General features: G+C 69.7%; 13 protein-coding genes. 5 read left to right on the top strand and 8 right to left on the bottom strand.

Translation table 11 applies throughout. From position 1 onward, the window contains the following. The first annotated feature begins 5 nt into the window (after window positions 1-5). Together eno and M8I34_RS28185 are read left to right on the top strand one after the other, a co-directional pair. On the top strand, window positions 6-1,322 hold the full coding sequence (gene eno, locus M8I34_RS28190; protein ID WP_250053927.1) for a phosphopyruvate hydratase: 1,317 nt from the start codon (window positions 6-8) through the stop codon (window positions 1,320-1,322). A gap of 318 nt (window positions 1,323-1,640) precedes the next feature. Further along, a complete protein-coding gene (locus tag M8I34_RS28185; RefSeq protein ID WP_250053925.1) occupies window positions 1,641-2,075 on the top strand; it encodes a VOC family protein in 435 nt (144 codons plus the stop codon). Between the two features lie 108 nt (window positions 2,076-2,183). Here the strand turns inward: M8I34_RS28185 and M8I34_RS28180 are convergent, their stop codons facing one another. Together M8I34_RS28180 and M8I34_RS28175 are read right to left on the bottom strand one after the other, a co-directional pair. Then, window positions 2,184-2,492, bottom strand: a complete 309-nt coding sequence (locus M8I34_RS28180; protein ID WP_250053923.1) for a hypothetical protein — start codon at window positions 2,490-2,492, stop codon at window positions 2,184-2,186. Window positions 2,493-2,787: 295 nt separating this feature from the next. Next, window positions 2,788-3,480 (bottom strand): nitroreductase, encoded by a 693-nt coding sequence (locus M8I34_RS28175; RefSeq protein WP_250053921.1) that lies wholly within the window; start codon window positions 3,478-3,480, stop codon window positions 2,788-2,790. 111 nt (window positions 3,481-3,591) lie between these two features. Between M8I34_RS28175 and M8I34_RS28170 the strand changes: the two genes are divergently transcribed. Next, window positions 3,592-4,185 (top strand): TetR/AcrR family transcriptional regulator, encoded by a 594-nt coding sequence (locus tag M8I34_RS28170; RefSeq protein ID WP_250053919.1) that lies wholly within the window; start codon window positions 3,592-3,594, stop codon window positions 4,183-4,185. A gap of 189 nt (window positions 4,186-4,374) precedes the next feature. Here the strand turns inward: M8I34_RS28170 and M8I34_RS28165 are convergent, their stop codons facing one another. Then, the gene (locus M8I34_RS28165) at window positions 4,375-6,729 is read right to left on the bottom strand and encodes a LuxR C-terminal-related transcriptional regulator (RefSeq protein WP_250053917.1); all 2,355 of its coding nucleotides are present in this window, start codon (window positions 6,727-6,729) and stop codon (window positions 4,375-4,377) included. A 93-nt stretch (window positions 6,730-6,822) separates the two neighbouring features. Continuing rightward, a complete protein-coding gene (locus M8I34_RS28160) occupies window positions 6,823-7,338 on the bottom strand; it encodes an ATP-binding protein (RefSeq protein WP_250053915.1) in 516 nt (171 codons plus the stop codon). 497 nt (window positions 7,339-7,835) lie between these two features. On the opposite strand from M8I34_RS28160, the gene M8I34_RS28155 reads away from it, so the two are divergent. Together M8I34_RS28155 and M8I34_RS28150 are read left to right on the top strand one after the other, a co-directional pair. Beyond that, entirely contained in the window at window positions 7,836-8,054 is a 219-nt protein-coding gene (locus M8I34_RS28155; protein ID WP_250053913.1) for a hypothetical protein, read from the top strand. Between the two features lie 16 nt (window positions 8,055-8,070). Further along, window positions 8,071-8,499 carry a hypothetical protein gene (locus tag M8I34_RS28150; protein ID WP_250053911.1) on the top strand — a complete coding sequence of 143 codons (429 nt, stop codon included), beginning with the start codon at window positions 8,071-8,073 and terminating at the stop codon, window positions 8,497-8,499. 176 nt (window positions 8,500-8,675) lie between these two features. Here the strand turns inward: M8I34_RS28150 and M8I34_RS41710 are convergent, their stop codons facing one another. From M8I34_RS41710 to M8I34_RS28130, 4 genes are all read right to left on the bottom strand, one after another. Continuing rightward, window positions 8,676-10,337, bottom strand: coding sequence for a LuxR family transcriptional regulator (locus tag M8I34_RS41710; protein ID WP_250053909.1), 1,662 nt, complete (start codon window positions 10,335-10,337; stop codon window positions 8,676-8,678). 523 nt (window positions 10,338-10,860) lie between these two features. Then, complete coding sequence (locus tag M8I34_RS28140) at window positions 10,861-11,655, bottom strand: alpha/beta fold hydrolase (RefSeq protein ID WP_250053907.1); 795 nt, start codon at window positions 11,653-11,655, stop codon at window positions 10,861-10,863. Window positions 11,656-11,686: 31 nt separating this feature from the next. Further along, on the bottom strand, window positions 11,687-12,013 hold the full coding sequence (locus M8I34_RS28135) for a helix-turn-helix domain-containing protein (protein ID WP_250053905.1): 327 nt from the start codon (window positions 12,011-12,013) through the stop codon (window positions 11,687-11,689). Between the two features lie 132 nt (window positions 12,014-12,145). After that, a complete protein-coding gene (locus M8I34_RS28130) occupies window positions 12,146-13,051 on the bottom strand; it encodes an NADP-dependent oxidoreductase (protein WP_250053903.1) in 906 nt (301 codons plus the stop codon). Between the last annotated feature and the right edge of the window lie 41 nt (window positions 13,052-13,092).

Below are 13,092 nucleotides of genomic sequence, written 5' to 3'. Positions count from 1 at the left end.
CTCCCATGTCCGCAAAGGCAGTCGAACCCGCCAAAATCACCGACGCCGCCATCGAGACCGTCACCGCCCGCCGGATCATCGACAGCCGCGGCAACCCCACGGTCGAGGTCGACGTCGTCCTGGCGGACGGGTCCCTGGGGCGTGCGGCTGTCCCCTCCGGCGCCTCCACCGGCGCCCGGGAGGCCGTGGAACTGCGCGACGGAGACTCCGCGCGCTGGCACGGCAAGGGCGTCGACCGCGCGGTGGCCCACGTCAACGGGGAGATCGCGGCGTCCGTGCGCGGCCGGGACGCGGCGGACCAGGCGGGCCTCGACGCCGCGCTGATCGCCCTCGACGGCACCGCCACGAAGTCCCGGCTCGGCGCCAACGCGATCCTCGGCGTCTCCCTCGCCACCGCCAAGGCCGCCGCGGCGGCCCACCGCCGGCCCCTCTACCGCTACCTCGGCGGCGCCGACGCCCGCCTCCTGCCGCTGCCGATGATGAACATCGTCAACGGCGGCGCCCACGCCGACAATCCGCTGGATTTCCAGGAGTTCATGATCGCGCCCGTGGGCGCGGACACCTTCGCCGAAGCCGTCCGCATGGGCAGCGAGGTCTTCCACACCCTGCGCCGCGATCTGCTGGCCGCCGGGCACTCCACGGGCGTCGGCGACGAGGGCGGCTTCGCGCCCGCGCTGCGTACCGCTGAGGAGGCGCTCGACTTCGTGATGGCCGCCATCGAGCGCACCGGCTACCGCCCCGGCACGGACATCGGCCTGGTCATGGACCCGGCGTCGTCGGAGTTCTTCCGCGACGGGGTGTACGACTACGCGGGCGAGGGGGTACGCCGCACCCCCTCCGAGAACGCCGACTACCTCGCCAAGCTCATCGACACCTACCCGGTCGTCTCCATCGAGGACCCGATGGCGGAGAACGACCTGGACGGCTGGCGCGAGCTGACCGCCCGCGTCGGCGACCGCTGTCAGCTCACCGGCGACGACGTGTTCTGCACCAACGAGACGCTGCTGCGCGAGGGCATCCGCACCGGCGTCGGCAACTCGGTCCTGGTCAAGGTCAACCAGATCGGGACGCTGACCGAGGCGCTGGCCGCGGTCGCCACGGCCCACCAGGCGGGCTGGACGGCTGTCATGTCGCACCGCTCGGGCGAGACGGAGGACACCACCATCGCGGATCTGGCGGTGGCGACCGGCTGCGGCCAGATCAAGACCGGCTCGCTCTCCCGCTCCGACCGCACGGCGAAGTACAACCAACTGATCCGGATCGAAGAGGAGTTGGGCGACTCGGCGCGCTTCGCGGGCCGCTCCGCACTGCGTGGGGCCTGAACAGCAGGCAGCGGGCCGTCCGCTTCGGCGAGGACCGGTCGGTTCCGCCGGCCCTTGAGGACTCGCACCCGCAGGGCGTTCTCCCACACGAGATGGCCGGTGATTCCGAAGCGGAGGGGTTTTGGGTCCACAGGTGGGCTACGCCGCCAGGGCTGCGCCGTCCGTCCCCTCGGGCCGTCCGGCTTGATGACCTGATGTCCAAGGTCGCCACGGGCCTGGGGGGATTGCGGGTGTGGTGGCGAGCGGGGCCCGCCCTCCCGTCAACATGCCTGTCCACACCGGGAAATGGCACCGGAATCCCTCTGCTATGGTGCGCCGATGTCATCGATCAAGCAGTTCCAAGTCACCTTCGACTGCGCGGAACCTGAGCGTGTCGCTCGTTTCTGGTGCGAGGTGTTGGGGTACGTCGTACCGCCGCCCCCGGAGGGGTTTGCGAACTGGGACGATTTCGATCGCTCGCTGCCGCCTGAGCGTCAGGGTTCAGCGTTTGTCTGTATGGATCCCTCAGGTGTGGGCCCGCGGATGTACTTCCAGCGCGTTCCCGAAGGCAAGGTCGTCAAGAATCGGCTGCATCTTGACGTGCGGGTCGGCACCGGGCTCGTGGGTGAAGAGCGCCTCGCCGCGCTTGAGGCCGAGTGCGCACGACTGATCGCGCTCGGTGCGGTGCGCGTGCAACTACTGCGTGCCGATGGCGTCAATGAGTCGTGCCTCGTGATGCAGGACATCGAGGGCAACGAGTTCTGTCTCGACTGAGCGTCCTCCGAGGCGGCGAACGAGGCTGTCCAGGACGGCTCCGACGCCGTGCCCACACCAGCCACCACAAGATCATCTCACTCGTGACCAGCAGTTACGGGACGACCCTTACTCCACCGCATACAGCAGGTTGTACTCGGCACCATGCGCCCTGAAGCGCAGACTGCGCTCACCAGGCGTATCCGTGATCCACTGCTCCCCGAGCCTGCCGTCGCCGGCGGTTCCGCCGACCTCCCCGAGAGAGACGGCAATCGTTCCCGTGAAGTCGCAGTCGTACTTGACGGTGTACATCCGGTCTCCCAGCACCGTCCCATTCCACACGGTGCCACGATTCTGGAGCACAAGCCTCGGCTCGTCGAAGCCGCTCCAGCCCTCAGTCGTGACGCACTTGAGCTTCTCCAGATAGAGCTTGGCCATACCGTCCCCTGTGCAGGATCCTTCTCGACACTGCACATCCTGCCGAGCCGCAATAAACGATCACTAAACGCATGGACGCGGGATGTGTCGCGGAGGCGACACCCCGCCCGGGGAGGGCGGGGCCGCAGAACCAGGTGGGACCGAGACTCTACTGTGCGCCGTCGACGCGCTTCATGCTCACCGACGTACTGCTGAGGCACAGCACTGGCATGAACGTGCCGCTACAGCTGGACGGTTGACCGCTCTGCCGCTGGGCAGCGCACAGATCAGCCGGCCAGGACCAGGTGCGGAAGCTCTACTGACAGCGAAAGGTCGTGGTCGCGTCGAGGGCGGCCCTGTCGGTCGTGAGGTGATTGACCGGCGCACTCTCGACGGCGTGACCGAAGGAGATCCCTACGAGTAACTTCCCGTGGTCCAGGCCGAGTTCGCCACGAACGGTGTCGGCGTAGAAGCTCAGCAGTCCCTGCGGGCAGCTGTCCAAGCCGTACGCGGTCATGGCCAGCAGCAGCGTCTGGGCGTAGATCCCGACATCCGCGGCCAGTCGTGCCCCGGCGTCTCCGGCCGTGAAGAGGAACGCGACGTGCGGGGCGCCGTAGAAGCGCAGGCTCTCGGCGTCGAAGGCGGCTCGGGCCGCGTGGTCGTTCCGGCCGATGCCCAGCGCGCCGTAGAGCGCCGTGCCGAACGCGGCGCGGCGACGCTGCTGCGCAGTCGAGTACATATCGTCGCGGTAGGGGAAGTCGACCGTGGTGCGCTGCTCGGCGTGGGCCGCCTGAAGCGCGTCGGCGAGACGGTCCCGAAGCGCCCCGCTCACCACCTCGACCTGCCAGGGCTGTGTGTTCGAGCTGGACGGTGCGGCGCCGGCGAGTGCGAAGACCGCGCGCAAGGTCTCCTCGGGCACCGGGTCGGGCCGGAATGCGCGGGTCGCGCGGCGGCCGCGGATCAGCTTCTCCGCGTAGCCACTCAGCTCGGTCGGGTGGGACGGGCTCATGGTGGTACTCCTCCGGCACTCCTCGGACACCTTAGGTAAACGGAAACGTCTACCTAGGCTCGACCGTAATGGCGACTCCGCCTAAAGTAAACGCCTGCGTATACTTGAGCCATGGAGGCAACGACCACGAAGACCCCACGCCGGGGGCGCGGCGGGCGTGAACGGATCCTGGGCGCAGCCGCCCTGCTGTTCGCGAACCAGGGGATCAACGCCACCGGTATGGAGCAGGTAGCGGAGGCGGCGCCGGTGTCCAAACGCACGCTCTACGCACATTTCCCGGCCAAGAGCGACCTGGTGATCGCCCACTTGCGAGAGCTGGCCGCATCCGGACGGACCCTGGAGAGCGTGCTCACCCGCGAGGATCTCGCTCCTCGGGAGCGGATTCTCCGGCTGTTCGACCTCCCGGCGCCGGACGCGTCCCCGGTGCGCGGGTGCCCGTTCATCGATGCCGCGGCCGAGTTCCCCGACCCGCAAAGCGCGATCCACACGTACGCACGTGAGCAGAAGCTGCTGATGGCGCAGCTCGTCACCGAGCTGGCGGCGGAGCTGGGCGCTGCCGGACCCGCCACGCTCGCCGAGCAGTTGGTCACGCTCGCCGACGGCGCGGCCAGCCGCGCGATGGTGCTGAATCAGCCGGACTACGGTCGGCACGCGCGCGCCGCCGCGGAAATCCTGCTCGACCAGGCCCTCATGCCGCTGAGTTGAGAAGACTACGGCCGACCTCGCGACGGACGCATGAACATCCCCCGTCGCCGTTCGGCCGCCTCTCGATCACCGGCTTCTGCCACACCTGTCGTGTGCACAGCGTGTGCGGGTGCAAGAGCCCGATCGCTACGAGAACGCATGCTGGTCCGGCCTCACTGTGGGAGTGGCTGCACAGGAAGGACGTCACCGTCAGTTCGAGGGGATGGACGGTTCCCGGACGTTCTGTCCGCTGACGTACCAGGCGGCAATTTGCGCGCGTGAGCTGAACCCGAGCTTGGTGAGGATGCGTTGAACGTGTCCCTCGGCCGTGCGGGGGGCGATGACCAGGCGCGTGGCGATCTCCTTGCTGGTCAAGCCCTCGGATACCAGCTTGGCGATCTGCCCCTCTCTCGGCGTCAGGTCTGCATCCTCACCGCTCGCTTGCCGTTGCTCACCGGTCGAGGTCACTGTCCCGAGCGCGTAGTCGACTGCTGCCTGTTCGGACAGGTCGCAGCCGCGCTGGAACGCGGTGTGGTAGCGGTCGTCGCCCATGGCCGCGCGGACCATGCCGATGTGCTGGTGGTGCACGACTCCCACCGGGTGAAAATAGTCCGGTGAGGTGCCGACCGTCCGCCACATGGCAGCGGCGGCACCGCTCAGGGTCGCCGCGCGGACATGGCGCGCCTGCCGTTCGCTCACCCAGGCGAGGATCTCGAACGCGAAGGCCATCAAGAACTTGGCGCTCACCCGGCGGCGCAGGTTCAGGGCCTCGCGCGCTGCCGCTTCCGCGTTCGCCAGGTCGTGGTCGAGCTCCACGAAGGAGAGGCTCAGCAGTGCCCAGGAGCGCCAGATCACCTCTCCGCGCCGCACGGTGAGGGCAAGTGCTTCCTCCAGGAGGGCCAGGCCCCGCTCGCGCTGCCCCTTGTACCCGAGGAGGAATCCATGGAGGGACATCGCGAGGAGCTTGCCGCTGAGTTCGTCCCCCGAGCTGAACCCGGACATGGCATCGGCGGTGAGCAGCGCTGCTTTCTCGATGTCTCCCGTGGATGCGGCTTTCACCCCCTCCACGAGCGTCACGTACGCGCTTTCCTTCGTGAGGCCGAGTCTCCTGGCCAGCTCGGCAGCCTCAACAAGCTGCGCCTGTGCGGCGTCGACGTCGCCTTGCAGCAGCGCAACCCAAGCATTTCGACGCAATGCCGAGGTGCGCTCCGGAGAAGGCTCAGAGCTTGCCGCCAGCGCTTGACCGAGCCAATGACGCGTCAGGCTGTTGAAGCCCTGGACACCCAAGTAGGTCCCCAGTTTGTCTGCCATGCGCAGCGCGACGACGGCATCAGCGGGCCGGGTGAGGCAGAAGCCGAGGGCCTCGCGCAAGTTGGCGTGCTCGCGTCTCAGCCGGAGAATCCAGGAATCTTGATCCGGCCCCATCCACTCGGCCTGGAATTGCTCCACCATGCGGACGTACCAGTCGCGATGACGGCAGCGGATGGCAACATCCTCGCCGGCCGCCACAAGCCGCGCCTCGCCGTACTCCCGTATGGTCTCCAGCATCCGATAGCGCACGCAGCCCTCACGCTCGTCGCGTATCAGGATGGATTTGTCGACGAGGGAGAGAACGATATTCCGTATCTCCTCCGACGCGATCCCCTCACCGGCGCCGACATATTCGATGCCGTCCAGGTCGAAGCTCCCGGAGAATGCTGAGGCGCGGGCCCACAGCTGTTGCTCGGGCTGCGCGCACAGGTCGTAGCTCCAGTCGATCAGCGCTTGCAGCGTGCGTTGCCGTGTGGGTGCGTTCCGTGGGCCGACGGTGAGCAGGCGATAGCGTTCGGACAGGCGCTCCTCGATCTGGCGGAGCGACAGTGCGCGCAGCCACACCGTGGCCAGCTCGATGGCCAGCGGGATCCCGTCGAGCGCGCGACACAGTCGCGCGATCGCTGCGCAGTCCTGGCTGCGGAGATTGAACCCGGGCAGAACGGCGCCGGCACGATCGACGAAAAGCTTCACCGAGTCGTACTGCGTCAGCGCGTCCGGCGAGGGCACTGCTTCCGGGCTGGGTACCGGCAGCGGAGGAACCACCAATGTCGTCTCGCCGTACACGCCCAGCGACTGCCGACTCGTCGCCAGGATCTGCACCTGCGGACACGCTCGAATGACGCCATCGATGAACAGCGCGCAGTCGTCAATCAGATGCTCACAGTTATCGAGTATCAGGAGCACCTCGCGGGAGCTGAGGTATTCGATGACCATGTCGATGGTGGTGCACGAGGGCTGGTCGTGCAGGCCGAGTTGCGCCGCCACTGTGTGCGCGAACAGCGAGGAATCGCGCAATTCAGCCAGCTCGATGGAGCGCACGCCGTCCCGGAAACTCCGCCGCATGGCCGCGGCAACGTGCAGGGCAAGACGAGTCTTTCCCACCCCTCCGGGGCCGGTGAGCGTCAAAAGCCTTGAGGTTGCCAGTAGCCGTTTCGCATCAGTCACCTGCTGCCGCCGGCCGACGAAACTGGTGACGTCAACCGGAAGGGTCTCGACACCCTCCAGGACGCTGGGCCGAGCCACAGGAGTCATACTTCCGGAGATTAATCGACCCTCGAACGGGATAAAAATCTACTAGTAAGTAGTTTGTGACAGGGAGTTTGCACCCGGGCTCACGGGCCATGGTCAGCGAGCCCCCTGCACCACGGGCAATCGGGCCCAGTGCGTGGTTCCACCCGCGTGGCTGTCGGCGCCGTGAGCGGCGGCCAGGGCTTCGATGATGGTCAGGCCGCGCCCGTGTTCGTCGTGGGCGCAGGACGACGTCCAGGCCCCGGCCCGTGCCGACGGGCCGCCGTCGGTGAGGCCCACCCACACCCGAAGGCCCGTGTTCTCGCGGTACAGGTGCAGGGCAAGCGGCGGCTGAGCGTGCTCCACGGCGTTCGTGACCAGCTCGGACACCACGAGCAGTACCGAATGGGCGGCATCGTCGTCGATACCCCAGGCGTCGAGCACCGACTGGGCGATGCGACGAGCGTGGCCGACCGCTTCCGGCCGGTGCGCAAGCCGACGCGACGTGTGAGCGACGAGGAGGGGATCGCGTCCGATGAGGGCTGCGTCCCGGCCTCTGCCGCAAGGGCCGTCGCCGGCGGTGGTGCGCACCGGCGCCGGTATCGCATGTGAGAGGTCTTCCGAGGTTTCCATCGCCCTTACCAAACGTTGAACGGCGCAGCGGTCGAACACTTCACACCATGCGCAGCTCCCCGTGCGGCGACAAGGCGGAAACTACGCAAGCGGCTACGCAATCACTACCTGCTCATCCACCGTCTCTACCGCGCCAGGGTGCACATCTGCACGCTCCTGGCCGGTGATACCGGCCCTCCTGGGCGGCGGTGCCCTGCCGAAGAGCCGCCTCGGCGCGACGCCCTGGACGGCATGGGCTCGCGATGTGTGACGGTGACGGCGCTCTGAGTAGAGACCCTGATCACCCCGTCCGGCGGGCCGAAGACGGTGTTCCTGCCGTGACCGAGACACGCCAGCCGGGAGTGGGCCGCGTTCTCACGGAAACTCCGTGATCCACGACGGCATCCGACTCGGCAGCCTTGTCTCTCGTGAGGACAGCCCCTCCTCCTTCACCCGCCTCCGAGGTGAGGAGAGCGGGGCCGCCCGGATACGAAAACCGGATACGAGAAGAGGAATCGATGGCTGTGGCAGAAGTGGTGTTGGTACGCGGGTTGTTGTGGTCCGACGGGTCCAGTCGGAGCGAGGTCAGCCCGTTCCCGTATGACGCCGGAGACCGAGTCACGGCCGAGCCCAGGGGGGCGATGGTCACCCCGGTGGCGTCCGGTCACTCCTCGCCGCTGTCGCACGCCGAAGAGGTCGCAGACCTCATCACCCGCGCCGCCGTCAGCACGGCCTGAAGGAGACGAACCAAAAATGGTGGAGGAAAAAGCCGGCCGTCTCCGCGCGGTGGGATCGGCCTCGAACGACGCCCTGTTGCGCTTCTCCCTGAAGCTGGACGGCACGGTGTCCGGAGTCGTCGCAGCCTTCAGCCTGCTGGGAGCCAGAACGCTGGACTCGCTGCTCGGCCTGCCGGTATGGCTGCACTGGACCCAGGGTGCGTTCCTCGCGGTCTACGCCGCCGGCCTGTGGTACGGGGCCACCCATCCGGCGGTCACCCGGCCCGTCGCCGTCGCAGCCGTCGTGCTCAACGCCGTGTGGGCGGTGGGCTGCGCGGCCATACTCGCCGCCGGAACATCGTGGTTCCCGCTCACCCCTCTCGGTGGCGGCTACGCGGGCTTCATAGGTATCGCCGTGGTGGTGTTCGGCTCGATGCAGTACGCGGGACTGCGGCGGGCCGGGTAGCCGGGAGCACGCTGCGCAGCACGCGGGGTCACCTCCGCGGCGCCGGGCGGCGGGTCCGTGTCCCGTGTTCCAGGGCACCGGCCCGCCGCCCGGCCACGGCCACCCGGACACCCTGGACCCGCGTGCCGAGGCTGCGCCCACCGAGAGGGAATGCCCGCGGAGATGTGCCGTTCGCGTCACGACGGTTCGTCGCCCAGCAAAGGCACCAACTCGCGTCTGCCAGTGATGCCGAGTTTCCGGAATCCACTGGTCAAGTGGTTCTCCACGGTCCGTCGCGTGATGAACAGGGTGTCGGCGATCTCCCGGTTGGTCCGCCCGCGGGCCGCGAGCACCGCAACGCGGCGTTCTTGGCCGGTCAGTGCCGATGCCCCGACTGCCCCGACCGTGTGTGCTCGGCGGGGCCGCGCGCCCCACGCGTGCAGGCGCTCGCGGGCCAGGTCGGCGAGGCCGACGGCCCCGCACTGCCGGGCGAGGTCCAGCCCGCGACGCGCCGTATCCCTGCCCAGCCGGACATGCCCGGCCTCGCAACGCAATGTGCCGTACTCGACGAGCGAACGGGCCTGTTCGAGCGTGGCTCCGGCTTCTTCCAGCAAGCCGACGGACGCCTCCAGTTGTTTCAGACCCTGCCGGCCGCGCACGGTCACGGCGACGGTGCGCAGGCTGATGCCGAGCGTACGAGGGGCGCCCCAGGCCTGGGCCTGCTCCAGTTCCTGCTGCGCCAGGCGCGCGGCCTGACCGGAACGGCCCAGGGCACGGTGAGCGAGGGCGGCGAGGGATCTCCACGGAAGGATGGCGGGGTTGTCCTGCTGCCAGGCGATCTGGCGGCGTCCGCACTCCAACAGATCCTCCAGGGCGTCGGCGAAATCGCCGTCGGCCAGGCGCATGCGCGCCCGCGCCTCCAGCAGGTGCGTCCACTGCCAGACGTCGCCGTACCGCTCGTGCTCGGCAAGGAGGAGCAGCGGCTCGGCTTCCTCGCGTCGTCCCGTCTCCAGCAGCACCCGCAGAACACCGGCGAGGGCGAGCGGGACCATGGGGTTTCCACGGGAGGCCGAGGCCAGGTCGAGCCAGCGGCGTCCCGCGTCGAGGGCAACGGGAAGGCAGCCGCTGCGGTAGGCCACCTCGCACCGGCCCATCGCGAGCAGCGTCTGTGCGGCAGCGGCGTCGTACCCCTGCGTCTGCTCGGACAGGCGGTCGAGAATCTGCGCCGTCTCCCCCAGTTGGTCGCACCAGACCAGGGCCAGGGCACCCAGTGCGATCGCGCGGGTGAGGACGTCGTCCTGCGGCAGCGGTCCGTCCAGCGCGTCACGGGCGTACGAAGCCACGCTCACGGCATCGGCGGGGCGGCCTGCTGCGAGAGCCGACTGGAGTGCCGCGGCTGCCCGTTCACGGGTGCGGTCATCGCCGGCCGACAGCCCGGCCGGTCCCCCGCCCCTCCACGGCCGCTTGTCCAGGTCCGCCAGCTCGATCAGCACACGCTGGAGACGCAGGCCGAACACGGCGTCGTCGCATGGCCGGCCGCTCGCGATCAGCAAACGGGCCTCACGGTCGAGGAGTTCGGCTGCCTGACAGCCACGCCGGCTTCGCTCCAGGGCGTCGGCCAGGACGGGCACCACCTCCAGCCGCGCCGGGGCGGTGGTGAGCGCGTTCAGCGACGCGGACAAGTGCCGGACTGCTGCTGCCGGGTGAGCCGGCGCCTCGGCGCGGCCGAGTTCGGCCAGCAGGACCTCCTGCCCGGACGAAGGGGGTTCGCGCAGCGCACGCCGCAAGTAGGCCACCGCCCTCTCGGAGTCGCCGCGTGCGGCAGCCAGGCGTGCGGCGGCACGCAATGCGCCGACCACCCAGTCCCTGCCGTCGGGCCTGGCGGCGAGCAGATGCCCGGCGACCTCTTCCAGCGGGCGGTCCTGGTCGTGCAGCTGCCGGGCGGTCAGGTAGTGCGTGCATGATCCGTCGCGCGGACCGGACGTGTTGATGGCTTCCCCCTCGGATGGGCGGGCGGCCGCGTCGGACGCGAGCCATTCGACGGCCCCGAGCGGCGATGTCCGCTCGCCGGCACTCCCCGACCGCGCTGCGGCGTATTGCCGACGAGGTCGGCGATGTCAAGGCGGACCACCGCGACCGCCCCGTGGCAGCGCGGCCCAGGATGCGGCCTTCGCCGAGCCCGGAGTACTAAGGGCGGCAGTCGCGGCGTCCAGGGCGCACGCCGGCACGGCCCGGGCGGGCCTCCGGTCAGCAGTCCGCCCTCGCCCGGCAGAGCGGCTCCAGAAGCCTGCCACCTCACGCACTCCCACGATCTTTCAGACATGCCTGTCACCGCTGGTGGGGGCGCCTCGTCCTCGGCGTGGCCCCCATCAGCGGTGAGTCTCAGGCGCGGTGCCGGTCGAGGAAGTCGGTGATGAGCTGCTGCCATTCCTCGGGGCGTTCGACCATGGGCAGGTGGCCGGTGGGGATCTCCACGAGCTGGGCGCCGGGGATGGTGTCGGCGAGCTGGTGGTGCAGGCGGGTGGAGGTGAACCGGTCCTGGGTGGTGGAGATGACCAGGGTGGGTGCCTTGATGTGCGGCAGGTCGTCGCGGACGTCGGCCCGCGGGGCCAGCTCGGCGTGCTCGGGGGTGCCGTCGGCGACGCTTGCGGCGGTGAATCCGATCGCCTGCTGGAGCTGCTCGTCCGGCATCGCCTCCAGCGCGTCGGCTCCGAGGGCCATCATCGTGAGGTACTCGGCCAGCAGTTCACGGTCCCCCGACTCGGCCAGCTTGCGCCAGACGGGCAGGGCGAGCACGAGCCGGTTGTCCCGGTGGGGGAAGGTCGCGGTCAGCACGAGGGCGGTGATGCGCTCGGGGTGGCGGGCGGCCGCGCGGATGGCAACCGGGCCGCCGAGGGAGTAACCGGACAGGGCGAAGGTGTCCAGGCCCTCGGCTATGGCCGCGGCGACGAGCTGGTCGGCCAGGTCGTCCAGCTGCAACGGCTCGGCGGAGCGGGGGGTGTTGCCGCTGCCGGGGTAGTCGACACCGACCACGGTATGGCGGGCGGCCAGGCCGTCCAGGATCGGGCCGTAGGTGCCGACCACGCTGCTGCCGGCGCCGTGGGCGAGCGCGAGGCCGGGGCCGGAGCCCACGACGGTGCGGGCGAAGGTCGCTTCGGGCAGAGTCCGTGCGGACATGGTGCGTTCCATTCTTCGAGGAGTAGCGGGATCAAGTGGTTCTTCTGCGCTGCGACCAGGAGCGGATCCACTCCAGGGCGGGCAGCAGCGCCCGGCCGTCGGCGGTGAGGGTGTAGGTGGCGGGCCCGGGTGGGAGCCGGCCGTGGGTGATGAGCCCGGCCTCGACGAGTGCGCGCATCCGGTCGGCGAGCATCTTCATGCTGATGCGGTCGATGGCGGTGCACAGTTCGCCGTAGCGGGCGGGGCGGGTGGCCAGGGTGTGGAGGATGATGCCGTTCCACTTCTGGCCGAGGACCTCGAACGCGGCGATGAGGTCCGCGTCGGCTGTCAGCGGCGCGGGGGTGGTGCGGGCTGCCATCGGTTCTCGGTCCTCGTCCTCACGGGTGGTGCGGTATGCGGTGGGTGGGCCGCAGCCGGCCGGGGGATCACCGGCTGCGGCCCCAGGTGCCGCCTCGCTCCTCCCGGCAACGCGAGGCGGCGGAATCGGGAATCAGGGCAGCAGGACGGCCTTGCCGTGGTTGCGGCGGGCTTCCAGGTCGGCGTGCGCCCGCGCCGCTTCCGCCAGGGGGTAGGTGCGCCAGATCGGCACCGTGAGCCTGCCGTCGGCGGCCCTCTGCACCAGCTCCGGCAGGGAGTCCCCGGCCTGGTCGGCACCGCCCGCGCTGAAGCGGACGCCGTGCTGCGTGGCGGACATGTCGGCGATGGTGATGACGCGTGCGCCGTCGCCGGTCAGGGCGACGGAGTCGGCGAGCACGCCGGCGCCGGAGGCGTCGAGGACGAAGTCGACTCCCTGGGGAGCCGCGGCCCGCACGCGCTCCGCCCAGCCGTCGCCGTAGCGGACCGCGGTGGCTCCGAGCACGGTGAGGCGTTCGACGTCGTGTGCGCCGACCGTTCCGATGACGGTGATGCCGCGGGCGACGGCCAGTTGCACCGCGATGGTGCCCACGCTGCCGGCGGCGCCGTGGACGAGCAGGGTCTGCCCGGCCTGCGCACCCAGCTGCCCAAGGACACGGGACGCGGTCTCGCCGACCGTGACCAGCGAGGCGGCGACCTCCCACGACAGCGCCGCGGGCTTGGCCAATGCCCGGTCGAGCAGGGCGTATTCGCTGTAGCTGCCGCCGGCCGTGGCACCGAGGACCTCGTCCCCGACGGCCGCCTCGGCGCCCTCGCCGACCGAGTCGACGACACCGGCCGCGTCCAGGCCGGGGACCACGGGAAAGTGCGCGGAGACCTTGCCGGCCATCAAGCCGGACCGGATCTTCATGTCGAGAGGGTTCACGGAGGCTGCCCGTACCCGGATCCGGACCTGGCCCGGACCCGGCTCCGGCGTGGCGACCGCTGACAGTTGCAGCACGTCGGGGGCACCGTATGCGGAGAAGGTGATTGCTTTGGACATCAGAACTCCCGAAGGGGCGGGGAACCCGGACAGGGTCCCGG

It is taken from the genome of Streptomyces sp. MCA2 (assembly GCF_023544705.1).
GTDB lineage: Bacteria > Actinomycetota > Actinomycetes > Streptomycetales > Streptomycetaceae > Streptomyces > Streptomyces decoyicus.
Note: the sequence above shows the minus strand (reverse complement) of the source record. Positions and strands in the feature narration are given on the sequence as shown.

Bases quoted from the DNA above. Each gene is read 5' to 3' on its own strand.
- M8I34_RS28180 (WP_250053923.1), bottom strand. From the start codon at position 2,492: ATGGCCAAGCTCTATCTGGAGAAGCTCAAGTGCGTCACGACTGAGGGC.
- M8I34_RS28160 (WP_250053915.1), bottom strand. From the start codon at position 7,338: ATGGAAACCTCGGAAGACCTCTCACATGCGATACCGGCGCCGGTGCGC.
- M8I34_RS28165 (WP_250053917.1), bottom strand. From the start codon at position 6,729: ATGACTCCTGTGGCTCGGCCCAGCGTCCTGGAGGGTGTCGAGACCCTT.
- M8I34_RS28185 (WP_250053925.1), top strand. From the start codon at position 1,641: ATGTCATCGATCAAGCAGTTCCAAGTCACCTTCGACTGCGCGGAACCT.
- M8I34_RS28135 (WP_250053905.1), bottom strand. From the start codon at position 12,013: ATGGCAGCCCGCACCACCCCCGCGCCGCTGACAGCCGACGCGGACCTC.
- M8I34_RS28175 (WP_250053921.1), bottom strand. From the start codon at position 3,480: ATGAGCCCGTCCCACCCGACCGAGCTGAGTGGCTACGCGGAGAAGCTG.
- M8I34_RS28170 (WP_250053919.1), top strand. From the start codon at position 3,592: ATGGAGGCAACGACCACGAAGACCCCACGCCGGGGGCGCGGCGGGCGT.
- M8I34_RS28140 (WP_250053907.1), bottom strand. From the start codon at position 11,655: ATGTCCGCACGGACTCTGCCCGAAGCGACCTTCGCCCGCACCGTCGTG.
- M8I34_RS28155 (WP_250053913.1), top strand. From the start codon at position 7,836: ATGGCTGTGGCAGAAGTGGTGTTGGTACGCGGGTTGTTGTGGTCCGAC.
- eno (WP_250053927.1), top strand. From the start codon at position 6: ATGTCCGCAAAGGCAGTCGAACCCGCCAAAATCACCGACGCCGCCATC.
- M8I34_RS28150 (WP_250053911.1), top strand. From the start codon at position 8,071: ATGGTGGAGGAAAAAGCCGGCCGTCTCCGCGCGGTGGGATCGGCCTCG.
- M8I34_RS28130 (WP_250053903.1), bottom strand. From the start codon at position 13,051: ATGTCCAAAGCAATCACCTTCTCCGCATACGGTGCCCCCGACGTGCTG.